Origin of the sequence: Parabacteroides sp. AF17-3 (assembly GCF_003635445.1) — a bacterium.
Classification (GTDB): domain Bacteria; phylum Bacteroidota; class Bacteroidia; order Bacteroidales; family Tannerellaceae; genus Parabacteroides; species Parabacteroides goldsteinii.
In genome coordinates this window covers 36,864-57,832 of sequence record NZ_QTMM01000011.1, presented here as the reverse complement: position 1 = coordinate 57,832, position 20,969 = coordinate 36,864, and the positions used below count along the sequence as shown (strand labels likewise).

Genomic DNA, 20,969 nt, shown 5'->3' with positions numbered 1-20,969 from the left:
CCATCATGACAGGTCACGCCACTCCATGGGATATGATTTGCTTTTCTGATCATATTTGGGCAAGTGGAAGGTTTCTTCCTCCAACCTTTTTATATACAGGGGAAGGCCTCCATCTTCAGTATGCAGAAGCTTCATCGTTGTCCGCTGTCGGTTTATGAAGATGAATACGTCACCTAAACGGACGATGTAGACCATCTTATCATTCAGACAAAACATGTTGACCGCAAATTTGAGTGAGTAACTGCATAGCCGCATGAGATTCGGCCATAATTAATTATGGTAATTATATACGATAACTCCCTATTTTTCTAAATAAAAAGTAACCTTACATATACTAAACTTATATTTATACCGTTACATATACATTATATTAATTTCTAAATATATAATTTTTGTCGGATGAACGTTTTTATATCCTACAAAGTTATATAAAAAAGAAACCTCTGTAAATAATATCTTTACAGAGGTTGTGTATGCACAATGCTGAGATTATTCGTAGTCATAACGAACATTTCGTGTAATGAATGCACTGAGTCCTGATCCACCACGAGCAAGCTCTTTCATTCTTTCCACGTTATCTGCACCTGCGCTTGCGTAGCTATAAGAATACGGTTTGTTACCTTTGAACCACACTGTAATACGAGTTGGTTCGATCTCATAGCCTACGACAGGAGAGTTTCCTCTCAAATTTGCGTATCGTTGCATCATAGATAATTACGATTATGAATTAACACTATGCAAACTCATGGCCGGTTTGCTTCAGCCGCTCAGTAAAAAAGGTAGAGCAGACCTTATTTGAAGAGACTATTTGCTCTTCTTTGGTGGTTTTTGTGACAATGCACTTCCTGCTGCTGTCTTGCTAGCTTTACTGGTTCTTCCGTCACGAAGAACTTTTGAAGCAGCAGTGGCAGCTTTAGAGCTTGTCACCTTCTTTTCATTTCCCATAAAATGACTTTGATTTATTAATAAATATGAAAAACGTTCGCTTATCTTCAGATTACAGGGGAAGAATCTATAAAAGCCTGCTACAATCCCTCATGGGTTAGTGTCTGTAGTCACCAATAAGGACAAATATCCTACTATCTTCAAAAACAAACTATATGCCAAACATAAATACTGACAATTTAGCATAAAAGACAAGGCTTCTTTGGCATATTGCTTGACAGTTTGTCTTATCAACAAATATTCACAACATATATTAAGATAGGTAAATAAAGATAAATTATAAAGGTATGAACAAAACTGTATTAACAATCGTACAAACTGATAGTAGAGGTAATGATGCCAAATTTACAGTTACCGGAGAAAGGAATGGATTATTTTTTTTGAAGAGGATTTTGTATATGATGGTAAAGTTCTTCCATTAAGACTACATCTTGAAAAAGAGAAGTTTATGAAAGAGTTAGCGAAAAAAGTAGAAAAAGGCGAAATGGATGATATTGATATATCTACTCGCTGTGATTTGAAGATACTGCTTGACTTATTGGATAGTAAAGTTGATTACTTATCCAATTATGTAGAAAAAAAATCGTGAAATTGCCATGAGAAAATTATTAAGTATTTTCTTGCTTTCCATTCTGACTGTATTTTTATCAGCTCAGATTATTGATGAAACTATTCCTAAGTTCGGAGAAAAATTGATCTCCATGAAAAAAGTATCTACCAAAAATATCATTTTTGGTAGGGGGTGATTTACGATCTCTTGATGAGATGCGTGCGTTCGGTTATCCTGCCGATTAAATAAAACGAACTATTATTCTAAGGATAGGAAATCATTGTATTATTTGTATAGGTAATTGTCTTTCCTGATATTCTATATATTCAGGATTACCTTCTGCCAAAAACATATTGAGATTCACTATGTCGAATATCGTTGACCAAATTGTTTCAAATTTGACTTTACGGTATTGGCACATAAAGCCGTATTTCCCGCTTAAAAGATTCTTGGCATACAGAATGGTATTATCGTAATCAGCTTTATTAAGGGCTTTATAAGCTGTTTCATACCTCACTTTTGAAGAATATAAATTTTGCTTACTCCTGTCATACTTCTGCATTTGGGGAGAAGTAAAATGATTTACTGTCACAATAAATTTTTCTCCTTTAGTATTCGTTTCGGGTTGACGCAGATTTATCTCAAACGGGGAGCATTCGGCAACTAACATTTTTTTTGACTTATCCGCCAAAAGAATGTTACAACTTGAAGCAATTGGCAATTTTTTCAACGCTTCGATACTTTTTTGTACTGTTGAACAGTTTTCCAATAGGTAGCGCACCAAGAATACGGAGTTGAAACCTGATTTTACTTCTTCCTTATGTGGAACAACAAATGTCATGGCTGCGACAAGTCCGTGTTCGTTGATACCTTCCTCTCCATTTGTGAAAGAAGACGTATTTAGCAAAAATCGATTTTTGCCAATGGGGCGGTAGTATATACTTTTGCTGACCTCTTTCAGGTATGGCGGAAGGTCGTTATCCCGTCCGTAATATATCTTGTCATTATCGGTAAAACAAAATGCCGTACAACCTCTGACTTCTACATTGTGGTTTTCTCTCATTATCAGGCAACATCCCATAGTCATTAGCCATGCACCGAAAAGTTCATAATCGTAATTTATGGTTTCTGTTATGCCTTTTATTTCGTCAACAGCTTCGGGGAAGAATTTTTCGAGAAGTTGCAAGCTTTCAACTCCCCGTTCTTTCTGCCATTTGTTTAGTTTGATTGGGAAAGTTGTTTTCTGTTCCTGAAAGAAATTGCCTAACTCCTGACCAATTTCGTAGTGTGTTCCTTCTAAATCTAAATACACTATATTCTATACTGTTTTAATTGTTTTCCTAAATTCATGTGGCGATATTCCATAAAATTTTCTAAACGTTCTTACAAATAAAGACTGTGTAGAAAAACCGCATTCATAAGCAATTTCATGCAGATATAGGTTTTGTTGTGATAAGATTAGTTTCGCTGCTTTCTCTGCACGGCAACGCCTTATAAAATTATGCAGAGTTTCGCCTTTAAGCTGAGTGAAAATCCTGTGAAAATGAAAACAAGACAGGCTGGCATTATCCGCAAGCTGCTTTAAATCTAAAGCCTCATGCAGATTATTCAGAATATAGTCTGTCATTCTTTTGACTATTTCTTTGTGCACCTCACCACTTTTGTCTCTTTTTGGCATTAATTTTCACTATATATCTGCAAAAGTAAATATGAAAGCAATTTTAATTTTGCTATTTCTTGCTTTTAATTTTGTGATTCTTACTTTCGAACTTTGATTTTAAATAGTGAGATGTATAAAACTATGATAAATCGTATCTTTGAAATAATTTTTGCAGTTTATTGAATAAATGTTAGATAGAGAAATATGAAATAAACGCATTTTTTTGATGAACATCAATAGTTGATAGGACAGAAAATGACAAACGAAGCAACTGTTTATTTGTTAGTATTTTATGTCTTTTGGTGGCATAATGGTAAGACAGGGCGAAATGTCAAGAACAGACAGAAAAGGTCTGAGTTCCGTTACTAAGTCATTACCTACTTTTCATTAGGAGCGACAAGGCAGAACAACGGATTTTAGGGCTGATTGACAAAACTGAAAGAAGCATTACTTCATTTGTCTGTAGGTGGCTTTCTTTGGCTGTAGTTTCCATTTTTCAAGTAACTCACTTAAGTAATAATTTGGTAACTAATTAAAAGTGAGCGCATGAAAGAAGAATTAAAAGTGTTATTCTACCTCAAAAAGAATCAAGTAAATGCCAGTGGGCTATGTTCTGTAATGGGGTGCATTACCATCGGGCGGTCGATGGAGCAGTTTTCGGCAAAGATAGAAGCCGAACCATCAAAATGGGATGTCAAAGCAGGGCGAATGAATGGAAAGGGTAGTCACGCTTTACAAGTAAACCGTCAGATTGATAAAATCAATCTAAGCATTAACGCCCGTTTCAAAGAGTATCTAACCAATCGGGGGAGTGTAACAGCCGAAGAATTGAAAAACGCCTTTCAAGGCATTGCCACAACACAGGAAACCCTGCTGAAAGTATTTGCGGAACATAACGAGGTTTACGGTAAACGTATCGGAATAGGCAGAGTGAAAAGAACCTACAAAGGTTATTGTAATGCTTACAGTCATTTGGCTGACTTCCTGCAAAAGAAATATCATGTTCGGGATATGTCGTTTAATCAACTGACATTCTCTTTTATCGAAGCCTATGATTTTTATCTACGGGTAGATTTGAAAATGAAACCAAATACTATATTAGGTTACATTATTCCGTTCAGAAAAGTAGTTCGCATTGCTCTAAACAAGGGATTTATTACCCGTGACCTATTTACGGAGTATAAACCTGAACGGGGGACGAAGCGAACACCGCACCCTAACGAGCGAGGAACTGTAAAAGATAATGAACGCTACGTTTGATTCCCCGAACCGTACACTTATCCGTGATTTGTTTGTTTTCTCCTCTTTCTGTGGATTAGCATTTGCCGACGTACAATATCCCGTATAACGTTGTTAGATATACCTCTGCAAATCATCGAGAAGTACAAAAAGGATAGGGTTTGCGAAAAAATCTTTTCTGTTCCCGGATATTCAATTGTTGATATAAATCTCAAATATATTGTCGAAATATGTGATATAAACAAGTCTCTCACTTATCATCAAAGCCGCCATAGTTTCGGAACGTCCATTTGTCTGACGCAAGGCGTTACAATAGAAATACTTAGCCAAATGATGGGGCATCGAAATATAAAAACTACTCAGATTTATGCAGAGATAACAGGGGCGAAAATAGAGGAAGATATACAACGGTTATCCCAAAAGATTGAGGATTGTTATCGGTTGGCAGGTAGTCAATACAAATTATAATAAATAGAGCATTAAAAAGCTATTCTTTTTCAAAGCATAAAAGAGAATAGCTTTTTTATATTGCTTACATAAGTTGCATTGTAGTACTTTTTCTTAATTCCTCTGCAATATCATTTCTTTTTATTTTTATTATTTTATCAAATACTTCTTGAACAAAAGAAGCAACCCAATATTGAGATCCCTCCTCTGGTTGCATACCTATATCCAAGCAATCTATATAATCACTTGACATCATGTAATGTTCATTGAGATAAAAAACATAAGCAATGTGTTGAATGAAGATGGCTTCAATATCTTTAGAAAAAACATTTAACCATTTAATTCTATTTGGATTATGTATTTGATTGTCATTCAAAAGTATATTACTGTAAAAATTATAGTGGGTATTGTTATTGCATCTATCCCTAATCTTTTTATATCTATCATCTACATTAAGCAAATTATTTATTGAAACGAGTTTTGGAGATTCTTTAATATATTTTGATATTACCCTATATTCAGGTATTGTATCTGTTCCTTGTCGCCAATTGTCTATTTTTTCAACTATAAAATTATCAATACTAAAGTTATCCATTAAGTATAGATTTGTGTATACATTGATAATTGTTGAATCATAATATTTTCTGAGTAATGCATATGCGTCGTTTATTCTTCCCTTTGATAATATTTCAGTAATAGAGTTAATAGTTCCTTTGATGGAAGAATAGGTATATGTATCAAGGTTTAAAATAGCTTTTGTCCCCATTGAAGACCATCTCATTATTGAAAATGATAGAGAATCATAGAATCCTGAGTAATACTTCAATTGTTCAAATATTGAATGTTCTGTATACTCTTTACCTAATCTATCTTCTGGTTTAATTTCTTCAATTTTCATATTTAATTCCCCCGTTTTTTGTTTTTATTTTCTACAAAGGCAAGTGCATTTATACGCAATCATTTTGTATAATTGCACCTGATTCAATTGTTAAATTTCAAATCTATATTTGATTTAATCGTTGTAGAATCATTAATAGACGTTTCAATTGTGCCTTTTAATGGATGTGGTAATATCTTTTGTGGCGGATTGAAGAATGAATGAAGCATTAAAATTATCAATACAAGAGCAAAGCCTATGATTCCATTTCTTATTGATGAATATGCAATATTCACATAGTTCCCTATCTTAGTAATGCGAAGGTCATTAAGTGCTTTTGTTTTTATTGCATCAATTAGAGATGTTTCATCATCTTTGATATTTAGTTCTATTTTTTGCAAGCTATCATCATCTTTTATAATAAATAGATAATTATACTCTTTTAATTCTAAAGCTTTTAATGATAAACATGCACTTGTTATCAAACAAAAAACAGAAATTATTAAAATAGATAAAGGAATATAGTCAAACCAATTATTGTAACTTAATTTTAAAGAGTTTAAAGAGAATATTAATATTGTCACAGTCAAAGTAATAGCAAACAATATTGATTTAGCTTTATCTTCTATTCCTTTTTTTCGCTCCAATTGAGCCTTTAATTCTTTTTCTAATATTTCAAAATACTTTTTCTTGTCTACAGATTTCAATATATCAACAGAATAATCAAAAGTTATCTCTTTTATTTTTTTGTCAATATATTTATCAGCTCTCCACAAAGGGAATAGGATGTCAACTATTTTATACATATTTAGTAAGATGTTCAGCGATTAAAGCGTCAAATTTGTAACCAGTGCTTTGTTGTAACCACGACCATTCCCCTGTAGGGTTGATTTCTATGAAATAATATCTATCATCTACTAATACCAAATCAATAGCACCAAAATTCAGATTTAATTCTTCTAATAACCTAATACACTTAGATTCTATTTCCTTAGGTAGTGATATTAAGTTGTAAGTCAAATGATATTTATATTTTCGCCAATCTTCATCAAGAAATTCATGCCCTCGAATGTCAATGCCTATAACATAGTCCTTTACTACAGTGACTCTAATATCAACCTTAGGAAGTAGTGCTTCTTGGATAAAAAAGGGAGAAGTATAATGAGCATTTGTTAGTTCCTCAACAGGATAAATATTCGTATATACGAATCCTTCTTTACCTTTACTACTAACTAATGCTGTATCAATTGATTTTATTGCAGCTCTCTTGTACTCGTAATTTGTAGAATTTACATAATTGGTTATAATAGTATCTGGAACAAGAAACCCTATTTTAGATGCGATGTTGAGTTGATAAGATTTTATTTCCGCCTTATATGTATCAGAAGGATTATTATACCATGTTGCTTTATTAAACACAATCAATGAACGCAAAAAAGCAGCCCATTGGGTTTGTTCTAATTGCTCCTCTTCTGTTATATCAGAAACAAATATTTCCCTAAGAAAAGTTGGTGCTCTATAATAAATGGTTTTCAACGATTTCTCTTCTATCTGAAACTTAACATCCTTAATATCAATGAATAGTTCTACCCTGATAGGGTCGAAAACTATATCATATGTTTTGAATTGATCTCTATTAACTCTTAAATAGCAAGCTCCTAATGCATTTAATTCGGCACAAACCAAGTCTGTAGAGAAATCATACAGACTTGAGATAATTAAAATATTTGGATGAATCATTTTATTGTCCTTTCATATCCTCACCTGTTTCAATGTCATTTTTTTTAGTTCCATATCCTGGGAAGTCTTTGTGATTTACCAGTAATGACTTATCGGAAACTGAAATCCATGCACCTAAAAAGCAATCAAATTCATAACCTGTAGGTGCGGTTATTTTTTCTCTTTTTTTGTACGTAAGTGCTTTCTGAAGAAGAATATGCTTCATAATGTTTTTTATATTTAAGTTTATTTACTTCGCAAAAGTAACAAACTTTTGATAAACAGCCAGAAATGCAACGAAAAAAAATTTGCCAGTCCAAACTAATCACAAAGAGTCAACCCCAACCAACATATTTTTTTCTCTGATAAACATCTCATATATGGAGAGAATGAATAAGGAGTACTTTTGATAAATTTACTCTTTTGAGGAACGAAAAAGGAAGAAATTTATCAAAACCCGTAGGGCTTGGTGTTGCTGTTTTATTCTTGGAATATACCTTTGTGTTCAGAGAAAGAAAGGATTAATTGAAATTATTCCATTGAAAAAACAAAAGATTAGATTGGTTGCTGCTATGGCGTAGTTCTCGCCATCTATGGAATAAAAGGCCAACTTCTCAGCAAGTGCGCTGCTTTTAGTATTGGCACACTCGATGTCGATATGGTTGAAACTATACTTTCGGGCTACTTCAGTTAGAAATCGGATAAAGTCCGTTCCGTGTCCTATCCGTTTTTTACTAAAACCCAATCGGGCTATACGTTCATAGGTCCTACAATCTGCATTTTCTTGAACAAATGCCCGAATATCGGCGGCACGGTAATAGGTCTTATGGCTTATCGTAAAATAAGGGAGTTTACCACTTGCCCGATACCTTTGCAAGGTTCGGAAAGATACTTTCAGCAGAAAAGCTAAATCCTGATTATCTTAAAAGTTTGTCGTTCTCATTCATTACCTTGTCGGTATTGATAAGTGATTTCAGGTCTTGCCCTACTTCGGTGAGCTTCTTTGATAACAGTTCCATCCACTTATCGAAATTTTCATTATCTACATACATTTTGCTTCAATTTTTAGTTTAACATTATTGTTCTCAACCGATTGATGAAGCAAAGTTCGGCAGAATAGAGAAATTAAAATAGAGGAGTCCGGTATTGATTCTTCTATATATTAAATACAAATAACTAATTATCAGTCTATTATGAAGTTGTCTTTTATAAGCATTTGAGTTTTATTTGTTAATATTGAATAGAACTTTACTGCGCTGTATGATTTTGATTTGCTTTATATCTTCTCCAGAATTTATAATATCTCAGAGAAGTTAATGAAATTACTTTCGCTATGAACTTATTTCTTAATATCCAATGCTGTACATGATATAAAACCAATAAAAAAATAAATAATATTAGATTGAAAACTAAAAATCTTATTATCCAATATGCATTAGGTAATAAGTATTGGAATAAAAATGTACATACGGTTAATGTCAAAACTATAATAACGAGCCATAAACCATGTGTTGTTTCTATTGCTCGCAAAGGACAGTTATTCATACACTTCATACAACTTTCACACTTCAAGTTCCAAAACGGACGGGCATTAATCATTCTGATTGCTTGGACAGGGCATTGTCTAATGCAAAGATTACAATTATCGCATTTGCTTGATGCATAAAAAGATTTTGCAAAAAAATATCTACCAACTATATAGTATGCCAAAGCAATAGGAGATATTAATAAATCCTGTATTATATCCTTGTTAGAAGCAAAGTCTGTTTTTCCTGTATGTAGTTTCTCAAAATGGCTTTTCATGTAATTATAATTCTTCTTATAAATAAATCTGATAGGTTCTTTGTGGAGTGCAGGGTGTATTGACAGCCAATTGGATGGCATATCAAAAGGTATTTGCCCGATGATGTTATATCCCTTTTTCTTTAGGATGAGTGAGGATAGAAAGAACGCAATACCCGTTAATCCCGGAGTAATCATTTTGCCGACTTTCATTCCTGCTCTGGTGTTCATTAACACTACTTGATTATCTCCCTTTGGAAAACTACAAATAAAATCTAATGTGATTTTCGGATAATTAAACCCATGTATGGGAGATATGAAAACAATAAGAGATTCAGAATCTATACCTTTCAAATGCAGTTCATCTTTTGAAGCAATATTAATAATCTGACAGCGTACTTTATTCTCCAAAGCACACTTTGAAAAACATGAAGCTATCATTCGGGCATTCCCTGTTCCTGAAAAATAGAATATTATTATTTTCTCAAATTGCTTCATACTGCCTTAAGTCTTATTAATATGTAAATATAGGCATCTCTTTATTGCTACATTTTACATTTCTTGCTAACTTTATGGCTATATTATAAATGTATGAGTAATTTGGAAAAAAGTGCAGAAGACTACTTGTCAAGAATAAACTCTGTAATTCTCTACATAGAGAAAAACTTAGATAAAGTGTTGAGTCTTGACGTTGTATCTCGCCATGCAAATTTTTCTCCTTTTCATTTCCATCGAATATTCACAGCTTTGATAGGGGAAACACTTGCTGATTTTGTTTTAAGGCTACGAACGGAGAAGGCTGCAAAGTTACTTCAAGAAGATAAAAATATTCCAATTGTAGAAATAGCCTATAAATGTGGCTTTACTAATCAAACATCATTTAGCCGTGCATTTAGAAAGTCTTTCAGTATGACAGCTCATGAATTCCGCAAGAAAGAAAAGGCTGTGTTTTCCAGTAATAAACAGTTCTATAATTCTTTAGGAAAATTGATAGAGAGAACCGAAAGTACTATAAAGCATCAACAACCTGCTTCCTCTATACTTGAAAAGATTTCTTTCATTCAAAATGCAAACATTCAAATAAAGTGGATGCCTAATTTTAATGTTGCCTATATATCTTATATTGGTGACTTCTATGAAATAGAGAATGCTTATATCACCCTTTTTGATTGGGCAAAACAGAACCAAGTATTAGATGTTTCTGATTGTAGGCTATTCACTATCTATCACGATGATTCTGCTGTTACTAAATTAGAAAAAAATCGTCAAAGTGTAGGTATTACTATGTCTAACAATATTAAGGTAAAAGGGAAAATTGGAAAGCTAACGATTTCTGAAGGAAAATATTTGGTTGGTTATTTTGAACTACTCGGTTCGGAATATGATAAAGCGTGGAATACAATGTATTTAACCGTAATGAATAAAGGTTATAAATTTCGTGATGCCTATCTTTATGAAATGTATGAAGCAAAAGATAATGACCTGTTTTCAGAACCCTATAAAGTCTATATGTGCCTTCCTATTGAATAATATACTTATGTGTTTTTTCATAGTAATCACAGTGAAAAATAAAATCAGACTGAATATTTGTTAGTTTATTGAAGATACTCTATCTTTGTAAGAAGTTATTTGAAGCGATGGAAAAACATAGCTAACTAAAGTAGTTCGCTCGTTTCTAAATCATTACCTATTGTCTATTTGTGACTAGTTAAATTGCTGTTTTATAGAAGAATACGACTTTATCTCATCTTCTTAATGAGAATTTCTTATCTATTGATTGAAGAACCAGAATTTATATCCTTTTGACATTCTGTTAATTCATATACTCTTTCTTTGCTATATATAGAGGTAAAGGACAGTTCAAAAACATTTATCCCCTCAATCTGGAGTTTAATAATGACAGATTGAGGGGATTTTCTTTTTGGAGCTGACATTTGGATAGCTGCAAATACAATCATCGCAATGTTTTTAGAGTGGGTGACAGAGATAGGACAAAACTTGCTGCAATCTGTTACATGGAAACAAGCTGTCCGGAAATACCTTCCAGCTTTCTGAAAGGTGTATTACCCCCGTTTTATGAGATAATCACGAAGTAAATTTCCTAATATTCTGCAATGTTAAAAATTTCATTGTAATGATCAGTCCAATTCATTGTGATAAGTGCATGAAGTCATTGTGATGACTTCCCCAAGGCATTATGATGATCGGGAAGAATCATTGTAATGAATTTGTGTAAGGGTGGAAATGAGGGTAGGAAATGATGGTGAAAGATGTGGTTTTCTTTCTAAAACATGCTTTTTTAGAGATGCTGCCGTTAGCGGAAACTGCGAAAACCGAACAATCTGCAAGCTGGGAATGTTTATCTTTATCTTTTTGATTAATAACGATAAAGAAGGAATAAGTTATGAGAAATAAAGATTTTTGCATACTGATGCTCGAGCAGGAAAACCAGAAGCGCAGTAACGGGGATGAAAGTACGGCCGATCTGTATCGTGCTACCCGAAATCATTTTGCAGCATTCATTCGTGAGGGAGGAAAGAGCGGGTTGCTGGGGGATGTGACGCAGGATGTTGTACAGGAGTTTGTCTTGTATTTGAAGGGAAAGAAACTGCGTGTGAATTCGGTGAATAGTTATATTAGTAACTTGCGGGCGATGTACAACCGTGCTTGCCGGGGTTGGAAAGGGCGGCCTGAGGAACGGCCGTTCGAGGGGATGCAGTTGCAACGGGAGGAGACTGTTAAACGGGCAGTTCCGGTGGAAGTGATTAAGCAGATGGCTGCACTTGATCTGGAAGAGGAACCGGAGAAAAAGCTGGCGGTGGATATGGCCCTGTTTTCTTTTTTGGCTTGCGGTATGCCTTTTGCGGATATCGTTCGTCTAGGAGGGGAGAACCTGGTTGAAGAAGGAAAAGTGTTGTCGTATCGCCGGCAAAAAACAGGTGCACTGATCGAGATGGATGTTTCGGAGCCTATGCAGTTACTGATCGATCGTTACAGGCGGGCGGGTTCCAAATATCTTTTTCCTGTGTTACAGGAGGGAGCCACACATGAACAGTATAAACAATGTCTGGCACAGGAAAATCAATATCTGGCAGATGTGCAGGTCTTATTGGGTTTATCTGCAAAATTGACGACGTATGTTTTTCGCCATAGCTGGGCATCTGCGGCTTATCATCTGGGGATACCGATCGCTATTATCAGCCAAGCCCTGGGGCATTCTTCCGAGAAAATGACACGCATTTACTTGTCTGCTTTTGATGCAGGTAAAGTAGGAGAAGCAAATAAAAGGGTTTCTGAAGGTGTGAAGGAACTGATGGCTGCATAAATTATCCTTATTTATATAATAAGGTAATTCCCTCTCTTTTTGTTTCATATCCAAGCCTTTACAACTTGTGGATTTCGCAAAAGAGTTTGAATGCTCTGCAAACATAGGAAGAATCTTGTGGAAAAACAAAGCTTTTGAGTAAAATCCTAAAAAAAACATATAGAATTTGTATTAATTAACCTAGTTTCCTGCTTGTGACCTTTAAATCATAATTTTCAAAGAATAAGACATAAGGCGGGTGAAGACTGCTGTCTTATTAATATCCGTTTGAAAAAAACTGTTATCATTTTTACATGTTTTTACTCCACAAAATATTGAAATAAGACATCAATCCAAAATATCCCAGGGGCAAAACTCATTAAATCCCCCTTAAAACCGAGGTGCTTTTTATCCTTTCCCTTATTATATAAATAAGGAAGCTATTTAGAGGTCGAACGGATAATCAAAGGCTAGTATTGATATAATATATGTATAGGATAAAAATACCATATTGTCAAATCCCGTTGAAACGGATTTTTCTGTTGCTGGTTTACTGTTTGCTAGAAACTGGTATGACTGCGCAGACAACGACTTATCATAAGGCGGAGTCCTTTTTATTTTCTTTTAAAGAGAACAGCGATATGTTCCTGGCAGACTATGGCGACAATGCTTACCAACTGGAACGGATGGGGCGATTACTCGATGCTTCCCGCAACCGTTTGCTGAAAGGCAACTCCCACCTTTTAATCGTTTCGCATGTGGATGCTTACGGTGGTGAAGAAGAGTCGGTGATCAACGAAGCTTCCCTGCGCGCGAACCGTATCCGTGCTTATCTGAAGGTCCGTTTCGATATTCCTCACGAATGTGTTGCTTTTTATATCGACCGTAGCGGTAGTTATCGTGACCGGGTGCATGTGTATGAGGTGTATAAACCACTTCCGTGGTTTGCCAATACCTCGATCCATTACAGTGAGAGCCGTTACCCGGTTGCGATAAAAGCGGCGATCGACCGATATGGTGTCGTTCCTTATGTCGACCTGTACCGCCGTGGAGAGAAGGGAGGTTATGACCGTGAAGTGTATCGTATAGACGATCCTCTTTTTGACCGGACGGAACTGGAAGATTACCGGCTGGCATCGGTAGCGGATACCCTGCGGGTAAAAACAGAGCGTAAGATAATTGTACCGGAAGAAACAAGAGCGACACTGGTGGAACAGCCAGTCGTTGTAGGGAAAGCGGAACGCAAAGCTGCATATCTTGCCATTAAAACCAATCTGCTTCCGTGGTGTACAGTAGTCCCTTCGGTGCGTCTGGGAACCGGTGAAACAAAGATAGAAACCGGGTCTTTCATGCCGAATCTGGCACTGGAATACTTTTTTGCCGACCGTTGGTCGATCGCCGTATCAGGCATGTATTCCGATTTCTCTTATAAGAATAAGGTACGCGACCACTGGTCTGTCTCTTCTTTTTCCATCGAACCCCGTGTGTGGCCATTGCGTCCGGGTGAGTTTGTATGGCTTAATACCGGATTGTTCGGCGAGTACGGCGATTTTGACATACGAGGCAGTGCGATCGATCCGGATAAGGATATTCTCTATGGTCGGACCGGTCGTTTCCGGACGGCAGGTGCCAGTGTTGGTTGTCTGATTCTTTTCGGGAAAGGTTTCTGTATGGAGGCTGGGGTACGGGCAGGTTATCGTTCGGTGTCGGAGGGAAAGAAATACCGTTATGATAAAATGGACGATAAGAATTATCTGGAAACCCGTTTTTCGTCGACAGGTTTTATGATTGGGTTGAATGTCAGCTTGGTATATCGTTTTCAAATCAGATAAGGAAAGGAGGGAATATGGGTAAACATAAAAACAATAGAATAAAGAAATGGGTAATATGCCTGGTCGGCGCCCTAGCCTTGGCGGCATGTACCTATCATACGCCGGATGAAGACTGGGAGAAAAATGGGAGGGTGCGCTTGCTTCTCGATTGGCAAACCCGAGCACAGCCTTCGGTTATGACTTACCATTTCTATAAAGATGGAACAGGCAGTCCCGTTGTGCGACGTGGGGATGCTTGGGGATATGAAGGAACACTTCCGTCGGGATATTATAAAGTGGTTGTTTGTAATACCGACTGTGAGAATGTTTTGCTAGAGACGGAAAACGGATATGACGGGGCTTGTGGGAGGGCCCGGCAGGTATCTTCCCTGAAATCGTCACCGGTCTTGATCGCACAACCGGGTAATTTGTACAGTACCGGTTGTGAACAAATCGATATTGGGGGCGAAGAAATTGCAGTACGGGAATTAAGTCCCGCCAGTCTGGTTCGCAGGCTGGAGCTGAATATAAAGATCACAAGCGGAGAGACGGGTGAGGTGGTTCAATGTGAAAAACTGACCGGGCGGCTCACCGGTCTATCTCCGGGCGTATATCTTTCAAGTGGCAAACCTTTTTCCAGTACATCTGCCTTTATGGTATTCGAGTCTGAGTTAACCTCTTCCGGAGTATATACCACGATACAGAATCTGTTCAGCTTGCCGGAAAAGGATGCCGGTAGCAGTCCGATCTGTCTTCTGTTGGACATGGAACTGGCGGACGGAAAAGAAGTTTTCACGTCGATCGATATTACGGAGGAGATCGGTAAGGCATTCATAGAGAACACGTTTTCGGTGATACTCGACCTGACTGTCAAGTACGACGAAATAAACGGCTTGACTGTCTTGCTGGCGGAATGGAAAAAAGGAAATGAGGGTTCGGGCGTTGTCGATCCCTGAAAAAGAATAACAATTAAACACTGGTATGATATGAGAACAAATGGATTTTTTGTAACAAGTATGTTGGCTGTTGCTTTTCTGGCGGGTTGTACCAACACAGAAGAGCCGGTGACGGCAAATAGTGAAGAAGCGATCCGCATAACGGCGGGTATCGGAGAACCTACCCGTGCGGTAATAGATGCCGGTTATGGCGCAGATCTGAATGTGTCGTTTGCCCGGATCGATAACCAGCCCGCAGGGATGAACTGGAATACACCGTCGATCGATGCCATCCGTACCGGTGGTGCAGGTAATACAGCGATTACTTTCGAGCAGGAACAAAACTATCTGGCGGCAAACGGAGTGTCGGCCCTGATCGGCTACTATCCCCGCAAGACTCCGGAAGCAGGGACGGCCAATCCGTTACGTGTCGTTTATACGATTACCGGAGATGAAGATATTATGGCAACGGAGATACAGACGGGATGGTTGGCGGCCCCGTTCGAAGTATTCACCTTTAACCACTTGCTTACCCAATTGCAATTTGTTTGTGTGGGGTCTGCTGAAGCCGTTGCCAAATGGACGGCAGTCACATCTATAATGGTAAAAAATATATCCACAGAATTGACACTTTCGCTCGATAAAACGACGGGCGCCAGCTTAACGGCTACCGGTGTTGCCAATAAGAGTTTATTGGTAAAGAACTGTCCGGCGGCTGTCTCGGTTGTCGGTCAGGCTACTCCCCGGACCGGCTACCTGATGCTTTATCCGGTAGCGGATATGGGAACGGTTGTGGCTGCGATCGACCTGGAAGTGAAAGCTACTTACGGCGGAGAGGTAAAAACACTGCCTGTTTCTATCACGAATATTGATGGTGGGGTACAGGCGGGACAATCTCACCTGATCACGCTCACCTTTGCGGAGGACGGCACGATCATAGCAGAGGCCGGTATTGCCGTCTGGCAGCCGGGTAATGGCGGAAGTTCCATTATAACCCCCGGAGAATAATAAAAAATCGAATAGTAATAGAATGAATAAACCGATAGTCATAGCAACCGTCGTTATCCTTTCAGGTATCACCGCCTGTTCGGACAGCAATCCTACACCGCAGTTAGTTCCTGAAACGGTGGTCAACCTGGAAGGGGCGATCGGCTTGTCTACCCGCGTTGTAATCGATTCCGGTTATGAAACGGATCTGGATATCTGTTTTGTGCGTCAGGATGAAACAGGTAATACCTACGGTGCGTGGAGTCTGTACAAAGCCGTCCGTAGCGGAGGGAGAGGGAACCGTCCGATCCGGTTTGAAATACCCCAGTTTTATCCGGCTGATGGAAGCCATATCCGCCTGCACGGTTATTATCCGGAGGAGAATGAGGTCGATCCGGTAACAGGTAAGGTGATTTTTACTTTAGACGGGATGACGGATATCATGGCAACGGGATGCCTTTCTGCAACCGCTTATGCTCCTGTGAGGATCTGCCTGTTTCGTCATTTGCTGACACAGGTCGGGTTGGTTTGCTATAGCGACCGGGCGGTGCTGTGGGGAGAGGTCGTAAAGATCGAAGCAGTGGGAGTCCATACCCGTCAGGAGCTCGATTGTACGGATGAGTCTCCCCGGTTGACGGATGTATCTTCCGCTGAAGTAATAAAAAATGTGATCGTGCAAGGGATAACCGGATTATTTCTCCCGCAGGTGGATGAAGGGGACGCACTGCTTGATGCGCAAGGATATATCCTGCTTCCCGCATCGCTGCCTGTAGGGACGGACGGGAATCCGCTCCGGTTGGAGATAACCACGACGAAAGACGGAAAAGGGAATGAGATAGAAACGATAACGTCTGTATCCATTACCGTAGAAGATGGTTTTCAGATTGGCAAACGACATGTCGTTTCGCTTTTTTTCACAACGGGTACCCGTATACAAACATCTTTTGTCGGCGTAGAACCCTGGACGGATCACGATGCTGATGAATTACCCATCTGAAAGGATGGCTGACATAATTAAGTATGATTTTCTTTAATGTATAATTAAAAAACAAACGAAAATGAAAACAACAACAATGTGGGTTATAGCTATAGCCCTGGTGGCAGCAACAGGTTGCTCGGAAACAGAAACGGAAGTGATCGATTCCGGCGGCGACGATCAGGTAGCTTTAGGTATTTCACCTAATCTAAAGGTGGAAGCCGGAACCAGATCGGCAACTAAATCGGTCGTGAGCGGTGACCTTATTACCTATGCCAATTATACGACTGAAGCTCCGGGATTAGGCGTATTGATAACGAATAAGGCTGCAAATGGCTGGTATACACCTGATGGAACGGACTATACCGGCCACCATGTATGGTATATGGGTGATGAAAGGGGAGCGAATTGGATCTCCATACAAACAAAAGGAGCCACTTTTGCGGATACGAACGAGTCTCCTTATTATCTGACGAAGGATATAGGTAGAGTATATGCTTATTATCCGTATGATGTAACTATAACCAATACTCTTACAAATGTAAATGCGGAAGCCGACCTTAAAATACCCGTAACGGTTTTGAGTAGCGGTGAGATAAACGCTCAAAGAAATAATGCGAAGAAGTATTGGAACGCGGGTGCATGGGCATCTACAGCGAGGACTGACCTGGTCAATCTCAGTTTGCCGACAGAAAAAGACTACCTGTATTTTGGTGCGGATGGCGGACGCTATGTAAATAACGGACGTGCCGACGGATTTTCGCCTGTGACACCGGAGGATGAACCTAATAATCTGGATACGGATAATCCCGGTTACAAGATCAACCTGGATATGAAACATGCGATGGCGATGGTCTCTTTCCGGGTGTATGATGGCGGACGTTTAAGCGGTAATAATGTGAATTTTACGAAATTTACGATTAAGAATCATATCGGTGGTACAAATCTGTTCAAGACCGGTAACGGAAAAATGTCTTTGACGGACGGTACTATAACAGAGACAGTTGCAACGGCGGAATTGAGTCGTACGATCACTAATTATGTCCTGATGCGGCAAGTGGAAGCAGGAGAAGGACAGTATGCCTTTATACAGACCGGGACTACGACCGGCGGGATAAATGGTAAGACAGTTTCCAAATCGGTCAGTGCAATTGTGTATCCTGTCAATTTCGGTGAAAATGAAATCGACCTGGAGATCACGCTTCAAGAAGGTGATAATACTCCCGTCGTGTATCCCGTAACGCTGACCGGTAATCAATGGGAACCCAACAACAATTACATCTATACACTTTCTGCAGGGCGTAACAAACTCACGGTGATGGATGTCAGTGTTGAAGCCTGGGCGGACAACGAACAGGACGAAATACCTCTGTAATCATACATAAAAACAAAGCCCATGAAACAATTCATATATACACTTTCGACAGTTGTTTTCTTCCTGCTGGCTAACGCTTGTACGGAGGCCACGATCTTTATGGGTGACGGGGGAAATGAAGGCAAAGGCGATGTGGAGGAGGGTGTTCCTTTGAGCGTAAAGAATCTGGGCTTATCGGTCGAGATAGAATCGAGAAGTATCGCAACGGGAGGGGCGGTAGCTAGTCCGGTGAACCCCAATCCGCTTATGCAGGTAGGAGTTTCGGTTACGAAAGCGAATGGTTCCGCCTATGCCAGCGGTACTCATACACAGGTGTTTGTTTACAATACAGCGGCCGTTTTGCCTGGCTGGGAGTTGGCGGAGGGTGAGGAGAGGCTTTTGTTGTTTTCGGAGAAAGGAACCGTATACGGATATGCTCCGGCAGAGAAAAGCGTGTCTTTGTCAGGAACACCGAAAGTACCTGTCATGAGTGGTGTAAAGGTACTGGATAAACAGAAGTTTTACTTTAGCGACACCAGTGATCCGGTAGATGCATCGACCGATATACAGTGGGAAACCGATCAGGATGATTATCTGTATTGTAAAGTGCCCGTAGAGGTAGACCGCTGGCATCCGGAGGTTTCTTTGACGATGAATCATGCATTGGCAAAAGTGAGTTTCCGTGTGCTGGAAACGGATGGCGGTTCGGAGTTTGCCGGTAGCCGGGTGAAGAAGGTCGTGTTGAAAAGTAACAGCGGTTTTAAAAAGTCGACTTCCGCGAAGCTGAACCTGGCAACGGGGGAATTGGGAGGAACGATGGCGACAGTGGGTGAGTTGTGGTTTACAGCAGACGGTGACCTGCGAAGAGTTGGAACGGGGGTTGGTGCTGGTGAGGATGATATCCGTAAGGTTGCCATACAGGCTTTCGGGATGGTTATACCTGTGGCGGACGTCCCTGTGACGTTGGAGCTGACGCTTGACAATGGTTCTGTTTTTACGATGGCTCCGGCGACAGGCGGCGGTGTAAGTACATTTATTGCCAACTGGTTGAAGGGGAACAATTATATCTACAACATCCAGCTATCTCCGCAAGGTATCAGTATTACTAATGTTGAAGTAGCTGGTTGGGCAGAGGGCGGTGCAACGGATGTTCCTGTGGAATAGTGAAACAAAATAATGCGAAAGACGAAATAAAATGGAACGGAATCGAGTACTGTTATATCTGTTATACTTGTTGTGGCTACTGGCTGGTATATTGCTGGTTGGGTGTACGGCGGAACCGGTAGAGGAGATCGTACCGGAAGAGAGCCAGCCGGTAGCCCTTAGTTTCGGCAAGCCTAATTTGGGCGTGCCGGAACTCCTGACCCGTGTCGGAGAGGTTGCCACCCCACCTCCAACGCCTTTACCAGCCGGGGCAACCGTACGTATCGGGGCTTATTTCACCGGTAATGTAGGAGATGTGTCGGCAGAAGCTTCCTTCTCTACGGTAGCCCCCTCGTTTGAAGCAACCTACGTGGTAGGGGATGACGGCAGTTTATCCCCTTGCTGCGTGAATGGGAACGGAGAGCAAACGGAGGGTACAGCCAAGGGTTTGATTGTCAGGAACGGTATATACGATTTCTATGCCGTCTCCCCGGCACGGCCGCTATTGCAAGGGAATGACGGTTTCTATAGGGTAACCGGTATTCCCCACAAAGAGGATGTAATGACCTCTTTTGTTCGTGGTGTGGCTGTGACGAAGATTGCCAGACAAGTGACACTCCGAACTTTTAGCCGGAAATGTGCGATGTTGGTATTCAATGTGGCCCCTTCACCTGGTAATGCTCTTCCTTTTGATCGGTTATACGGAACTTCTCTTGTAATAAGAAAGATATCGTCTTCGGGGGCTGTCCTGCTGGCAGGTACGGATACGGGTATTCTTCCTACGGGAGGCGGTACCGAGGCGGATGCGGAAGTTACATTTACTACAGAAGAATTTGAACCGGTCGATCCTGATTCTGATCCGGATAATTGCGGCCTGAACAAAACAAAAGGTGTCGTCCTTCCCAAAGACAACCAACCTTTCGAGGTGGAAATAACCGTGGTAAGAGACGATGAGACAGCGATCCTCAAGGCTACTATCGACCAGAATATCTCTTTCGACGAAGGCAAGCGGTATATTTTTACCCTCGAAGTGAAGAATAATGAAAGTAGTCTGATCATGAAGGTACTCGATTGGAATGCAATAGTTTTCAGAGACGACAATGTGGGAGGCCCCGACACTCCTTATCCCGACCCTGATATCAACGAAGGAATAGGTACAACCGTTACTGTTGCCCGATGGACGGAAATAACCTGGAGCGGTAATGGAAATGTCGGCGGAGATAGTTGAACGAATATAGTT

23 protein-coding genes and 2 pseudogenes are annotated in these 20,969 nt (G+C 39.5%); 13 read left to right on the top strand and 12 right to left on the bottom strand.

Going from position 1 to position 20,969, the window contains the following annotated elements; translation table 11 throughout:
* Positions 1-3: 3 nt before the first annotated feature.
* Together tnpB and DWW91_RS27860 are read right to left on the bottom strand one after the other, a co-directional pair.
* Positions 4-216 (bottom strand): IS66 family insertion sequence element accessory protein TnpB, encoded by a 213-nt coding sequence (gene tnpB, locus DWW91_RS15330; protein WP_233584500.1) that lies wholly within the window; start codon positions 214-216, stop codon positions 4-6.
* A 588-nt stretch (positions 217-804) separates the two neighbouring features.
* Positions 805-945 (bottom strand): hypothetical protein, encoded by a 141-nt coding sequence (locus DWW91_RS27860; RefSeq protein WP_199722592.1) that lies wholly within the window; start codon positions 943-945, stop codon positions 805-807.
* Between the two features lie 448 nt (positions 946-1,393).
* Between DWW91_RS27860 and DWW91_RS27670 the strand changes: the two genes are divergently transcribed.
* Together DWW91_RS27670 and DWW91_RS27665 are read left to right on the top strand one after the other, a co-directional pair.
* Positions 1,394-1,534: a hypothetical protein gene (locus DWW91_RS27670; protein WP_158599456.1), complete on the top strand. Its 141-nt coding sequence runs from the start codon at positions 1,394-1,396 to the stop codon at positions 1,532-1,534.
* A gap of 7 nt (positions 1,535-1,541) precedes the next feature.
* Positions 1,542-1,691, top strand: a complete 150-nt coding sequence (locus DWW91_RS27665; RefSeq protein ID WP_158599455.1) for a hypothetical protein — start codon at positions 1,542-1,544, stop codon at positions 1,689-1,691.
* A gap of 81 nt (positions 1,692-1,772) precedes the next feature.
* Here DWW91_RS27665 and DWW91_RS15320 read toward each other — a convergent pair whose 3' ends face one another.
* Both DWW91_RS15320 and DWW91_RS15315 read right to left on the bottom strand, forming a co-directional pair.
* Complete coding sequence (locus tag DWW91_RS15320) at positions 1,773-2,807, bottom strand: C45 family autoproteolytic acyltransferase/hydolase (protein WP_122328244.1); 1,035 nt, start codon at positions 2,805-2,807, stop codon at positions 1,773-1,775.
* A 6-nt stretch (positions 2,808-2,813) separates the two neighbouring features.
* A complete protein-coding gene (locus tag DWW91_RS15315) occupies positions 2,814-3,173 on the bottom strand; it encodes a helix-turn-helix transcriptional regulator (protein ID WP_122328243.1) in 360 nt (119 codons plus the stop codon).
* A gap of 528 nt (positions 3,174-3,701) precedes the next feature.
* On the opposite strand from DWW91_RS15315, the gene DWW91_RS15310 reads away from it, so the two are divergent.
* Positions 3,702-4,415, top strand: coding sequence for a phage integrase SAM-like domain and Arm DNA-binding domain-containing protein (locus DWW91_RS15310; RefSeq protein WP_122328242.1), 714 nt, complete (start codon positions 3,702-3,704; stop codon positions 4,413-4,415).
* 90 nt (positions 4,416-4,505) lie between these two features.
* On the top strand, positions 4,506-4,862 hold the full coding sequence (locus DWW91_RS28410) for a tyrosine-type recombinase/integrase (protein WP_158599453.1): 357 nt from the start codon (positions 4,506-4,508) through the stop codon (positions 4,860-4,862).
* Positions 4,863-4,926: 64 nt separating this feature from the next.
* Here DWW91_RS28410 and DWW91_RS15300 read toward each other — a convergent pair whose 3' ends face one another.
* The 7 genes and pseudogenes from DWW91_RS15300 to DWW91_RS15270 form a co-directional block, all read right to left on the bottom strand.
* Positions 4,927-5,739 carry a hypothetical protein gene (locus DWW91_RS15300; protein ID WP_122328240.1) on the bottom strand — a complete coding sequence of 271 codons (813 nt, stop codon included), beginning with the start codon at positions 5,737-5,739 and terminating at the stop codon, positions 4,927-4,929.
* Positions 5,740-5,822: 83 nt separating this feature from the next.
* On the bottom strand, positions 5,823-6,524 hold the full coding sequence (locus tag DWW91_RS15295) for a hypothetical protein (RefSeq protein ID WP_122328239.1): 702 nt from the start codon (positions 6,522-6,524) through the stop codon (positions 5,823-5,825).
* Positions 6,517-7,458, bottom strand: a complete 942-nt coding sequence (locus tag DWW91_RS15290) for a RimK family alpha-L-glutamate ligase (RefSeq protein WP_122328238.1) — start codon at positions 7,456-7,458, stop codon at positions 6,517-6,519. Before DWW91_RS15290 ends, DWW91_RS15295 begins: the two co-directional genes overlap by 8 nt.
* Position 7,459: 1 nt before the next feature.
* The gene (locus DWW91_RS15285; protein ID WP_122328237.1) at positions 7,460-7,663 is read right to left on the bottom strand and encodes a hypothetical protein; all 204 of its coding nucleotides are present in this window, start codon (positions 7,661-7,663) and stop codon (positions 7,460-7,462) included.
* A gap of 279 nt (positions 7,664-7,942) precedes the next feature.
* A pseudogene (locus DWW91_RS28095) lies at positions 7,943-8,191 on the bottom strand (GNAT family N-acetyltransferase); the annotation flags it as partial.
* Positions 8,183-8,489: pseudogene (locus DWW91_RS15275) on the bottom strand (helix-turn-helix domain-containing protein); the annotation flags it as partial. The pseudogenes DWW91_RS15275 and DWW91_RS28095, both read right to left, overlap by 9 nt.
* Positions 8,490-8,685: 196 nt before the next feature.
* Positions 8,686-9,717: an EFR1 family ferrodoxin gene (locus DWW91_RS15270; protein WP_122328236.1), complete on the bottom strand. Its 1,032-nt coding sequence runs from the start codon at positions 9,715-9,717 to the stop codon at positions 8,686-8,688.
* 93 nt (positions 9,718-9,810) lie between these two features.
* Here DWW91_RS15270 and DWW91_RS15265 point away from each other — a divergent pair, with 93 nt between their 5' ends.
* Positions 9,811-10,749: a GyrI-like domain-containing protein gene (locus DWW91_RS15265; protein ID WP_122328235.1), complete on the top strand. Its 939-nt coding sequence runs from the start codon at positions 9,811-9,813 to the stop codon at positions 10,747-10,749.
* Between the two features lie 236 nt (positions 10,750-10,985).
* On the opposite strand, the gene DWW91_RS15260 is transcribed toward DWW91_RS15265, so the two are convergent.
* The gene (locus tag DWW91_RS15260; RefSeq protein ID WP_122328234.1) at positions 10,986-11,177 is read right to left on the bottom strand and encodes a hypothetical protein; all 192 of its coding nucleotides are present in this window, start codon (positions 11,175-11,177) and stop codon (positions 10,986-10,988) included.
* Positions 11,178-11,623: 446 nt separating this feature from the next.
* Between DWW91_RS15260 and DWW91_RS15255 the strand changes: the two genes are divergently transcribed.
* The 8 genes from DWW91_RS15255 to DWW91_RS15220 all read left to right on the top strand — a co-directional run bounded on the left by DWW91_RS15255 (position 11,624) and on the right by DWW91_RS15220 (position 20,957).
* On the top strand, positions 11,624-12,544 hold the full coding sequence (locus DWW91_RS15255; RefSeq protein WP_122328233.1) for a site-specific integrase: 921 nt from the start codon (positions 11,624-11,626) through the stop codon (positions 12,542-12,544).
* 551 nt (positions 12,545-13,095) lie between these two features.
* Complete coding sequence (locus tag DWW91_RS15250) at positions 13,096-14,355, top strand: DUF3575 domain-containing protein (RefSeq protein WP_233584499.1); 1,260 nt, start codon at positions 13,096-13,098, stop codon at positions 14,353-14,355.
* Positions 14,356-14,369: 14 nt separating this feature from the next.
* Positions 14,370-15,290: a DUF5119 domain-containing protein gene (locus DWW91_RS15245; RefSeq protein ID WP_122328231.1), complete on the top strand. Its 921-nt coding sequence runs from the start codon at positions 14,370-14,372 to the stop codon at positions 15,288-15,290.
* Positions 15,291-15,320: 30 nt separating this feature from the next.
* Positions 15,321-16,277 carry a fimbrillin family protein gene (locus tag DWW91_RS15240; protein ID WP_122328230.1) on the top strand — a complete coding sequence of 319 codons (957 nt, stop codon included), beginning with the start codon at positions 15,321-15,323 and terminating at the stop codon, positions 16,275-16,277.
* 22 nt (positions 16,278-16,299) lie between these two features.
* Positions 16,300-17,253, top strand: a complete 954-nt coding sequence (locus DWW91_RS15235; protein WP_122328229.1) for a fimbrillin family protein — start codon at positions 16,300-16,302, stop codon at positions 17,251-17,253.
* Between the two features lie 61 nt (positions 17,254-17,314).
* Positions 17,315-18,607 carry a fimbrillin family protein gene (locus DWW91_RS15230; protein ID WP_122328228.1) on the top strand — a complete coding sequence of 431 codons (1,293 nt, stop codon included), beginning with the start codon at positions 17,315-17,317 and terminating at the stop codon, positions 18,605-18,607.
* Between the two features lie 21 nt (positions 18,608-18,628).
* Complete coding sequence (locus DWW91_RS15225; protein ID WP_122328227.1) at positions 18,629-19,750, top strand: fimbrillin family protein; 1,122 nt, start codon at positions 18,629-18,631, stop codon at positions 19,748-19,750.
* Positions 19,751-19,781: 31 nt separating this feature from the next.
* Entirely contained in the window at positions 19,782-20,957 is a 1,176-nt protein-coding gene (locus DWW91_RS15220) for a fimbrillin family protein (protein ID WP_122328226.1), read from the top strand.
* The last annotated feature ends 12 nt before the right edge of the window (positions 20,958-20,969 follow it).

What these genes read in the sequence shown, in the direction of transcription:
- DWW91_RS15220 (WP_122328226.1), top strand. Translation starts at nt 19,782, where the DNA reads ATGGAACGGAATCGAGTACTGTTATATCTGTTATACTTGTTGTGGCTA.
- DWW91_RS15235 (WP_122328229.1), top strand. Translation starts at nt 16,300, where the DNA reads ATGAATAAACCGATAGTCATAGCAACCGTCGTTATCCTTTCAGGTATC.
- DWW91_RS15255 (WP_122328233.1), top strand. Translation starts at nt 11,624, where the DNA reads ATGAGAAATAAAGATTTTTGCATACTGATGCTCGAGCAGGAAAACCAG.
- DWW91_RS15260 (WP_122328234.1), bottom strand. Translation starts at nt 11,177, where the DNA reads ATGATTGTATTTGCAGCTATCCAAATGTCAGCTCCAAAAAGAAAATCC.
- DWW91_RS15230 (WP_122328228.1), top strand. Translation starts at nt 17,315, where the DNA reads ATGAAAACAACAACAATGTGGGTTATAGCTATAGCCCTGGTGGCAGCA.
- DWW91_RS15245 (WP_122328231.1), top strand. Translation starts at nt 14,370, where the DNA reads ATGGGTAAACATAAAAACAATAGAATAAAGAAATGGGTAATATGCCTG.
- DWW91_RS27860 (WP_199722592.1), bottom strand. Translation starts at nt 945, where the DNA reads ATGGGAAATGAAAAGAAGGTGACAAGCTCTAAAGCTGCCACTGCTGCT.
- DWW91_RS27670 (WP_158599456.1), top strand. Translation starts at nt 1,394, where the DNA reads ATGAAAGAGTTAGCGAAAAAAGTAGAAAAAGGCGAAATGGATGATATT.
- DWW91_RS15250 (WP_233584499.1), top strand. Translation starts at nt 13,096, where the DNA reads ATGACTGCGCAGACAACGACTTATCATAAGGCGGAGTCCTTTTTATTT.
- DWW91_RS15295 (WP_122328239.1), bottom strand. Translation starts at nt 6,524, where the DNA reads ATGTATAAAATAGTTGACATCCTATTCCCTTTGTGGAGAGCTGATAAA.
- DWW91_RS15270 (WP_122328236.1), bottom strand. Translation starts at nt 9,717, where the DNA reads ATGAAGCAATTTGAGAAAATAATAATATTCTATTTTTCAGGAACAGGG.
- tnpB (WP_233584500.1), bottom strand. Translation starts at nt 216, where the DNA reads ATGTTTTGTCTGAATGATAAGATGGTCTACATCGTCCGTTTAGGTGAC.
- DWW91_RS15315 (WP_122328243.1), bottom strand. Translation starts at nt 3,173, where the DNA reads ATGCCAAAAAGAGACAAAAGTGGTGAGGTGCACAAAGAAATAGTCAAA.
- DWW91_RS15225 (WP_122328227.1), top strand. Translation starts at nt 18,629, where the DNA reads ATGAAACAATTCATATATACACTTTCGACAGTTGTTTTCTTCCTGCTG.
- DWW91_RS15240 (WP_122328230.1), top strand. Translation starts at nt 15,321, where the DNA reads ATGAGAACAAATGGATTTTTTGTAACAAGTATGTTGGCTGTTGCTTTT.
- DWW91_RS15300 (WP_122328240.1), bottom strand. Translation starts at nt 5,739, where the DNA reads ATGAAAATTGAAGAAATTAAACCAGAAGATAGATTAGGTAAAGAGTAT.
- DWW91_RS27665 (WP_158599455.1), top strand. Translation starts at nt 1,542, where the DNA reads ATGAGAAAATTATTAAGTATTTTCTTGCTTTCCATTCTGACTGTATTT.
- DWW91_RS15265 (WP_122328235.1), top strand. Translation starts at nt 9,811, where the DNA reads ATGAGTAATTTGGAAAAAAGTGCAGAAGACTACTTGTCAAGAATAAAC.
- DWW91_RS15310 (WP_122328242.1), top strand. Translation starts at nt 3,702, where the DNA reads ATGAAAGAAGAATTAAAAGTGTTATTCTACCTCAAAAAGAATCAAGTA.
- DWW91_RS15285 (WP_122328237.1), bottom strand. Translation starts at nt 7,663, where the DNA reads ATGAAGCATATTCTTCTTCAGAAAGCACTTACGTACAAAAAAAGAGAA.
- DWW91_RS15290 (WP_122328238.1), bottom strand. Translation starts at nt 7,458, where the DNA reads ATGATTCATCCAAATATTTTAATTATCTCAAGTCTGTATGATTTCTCT.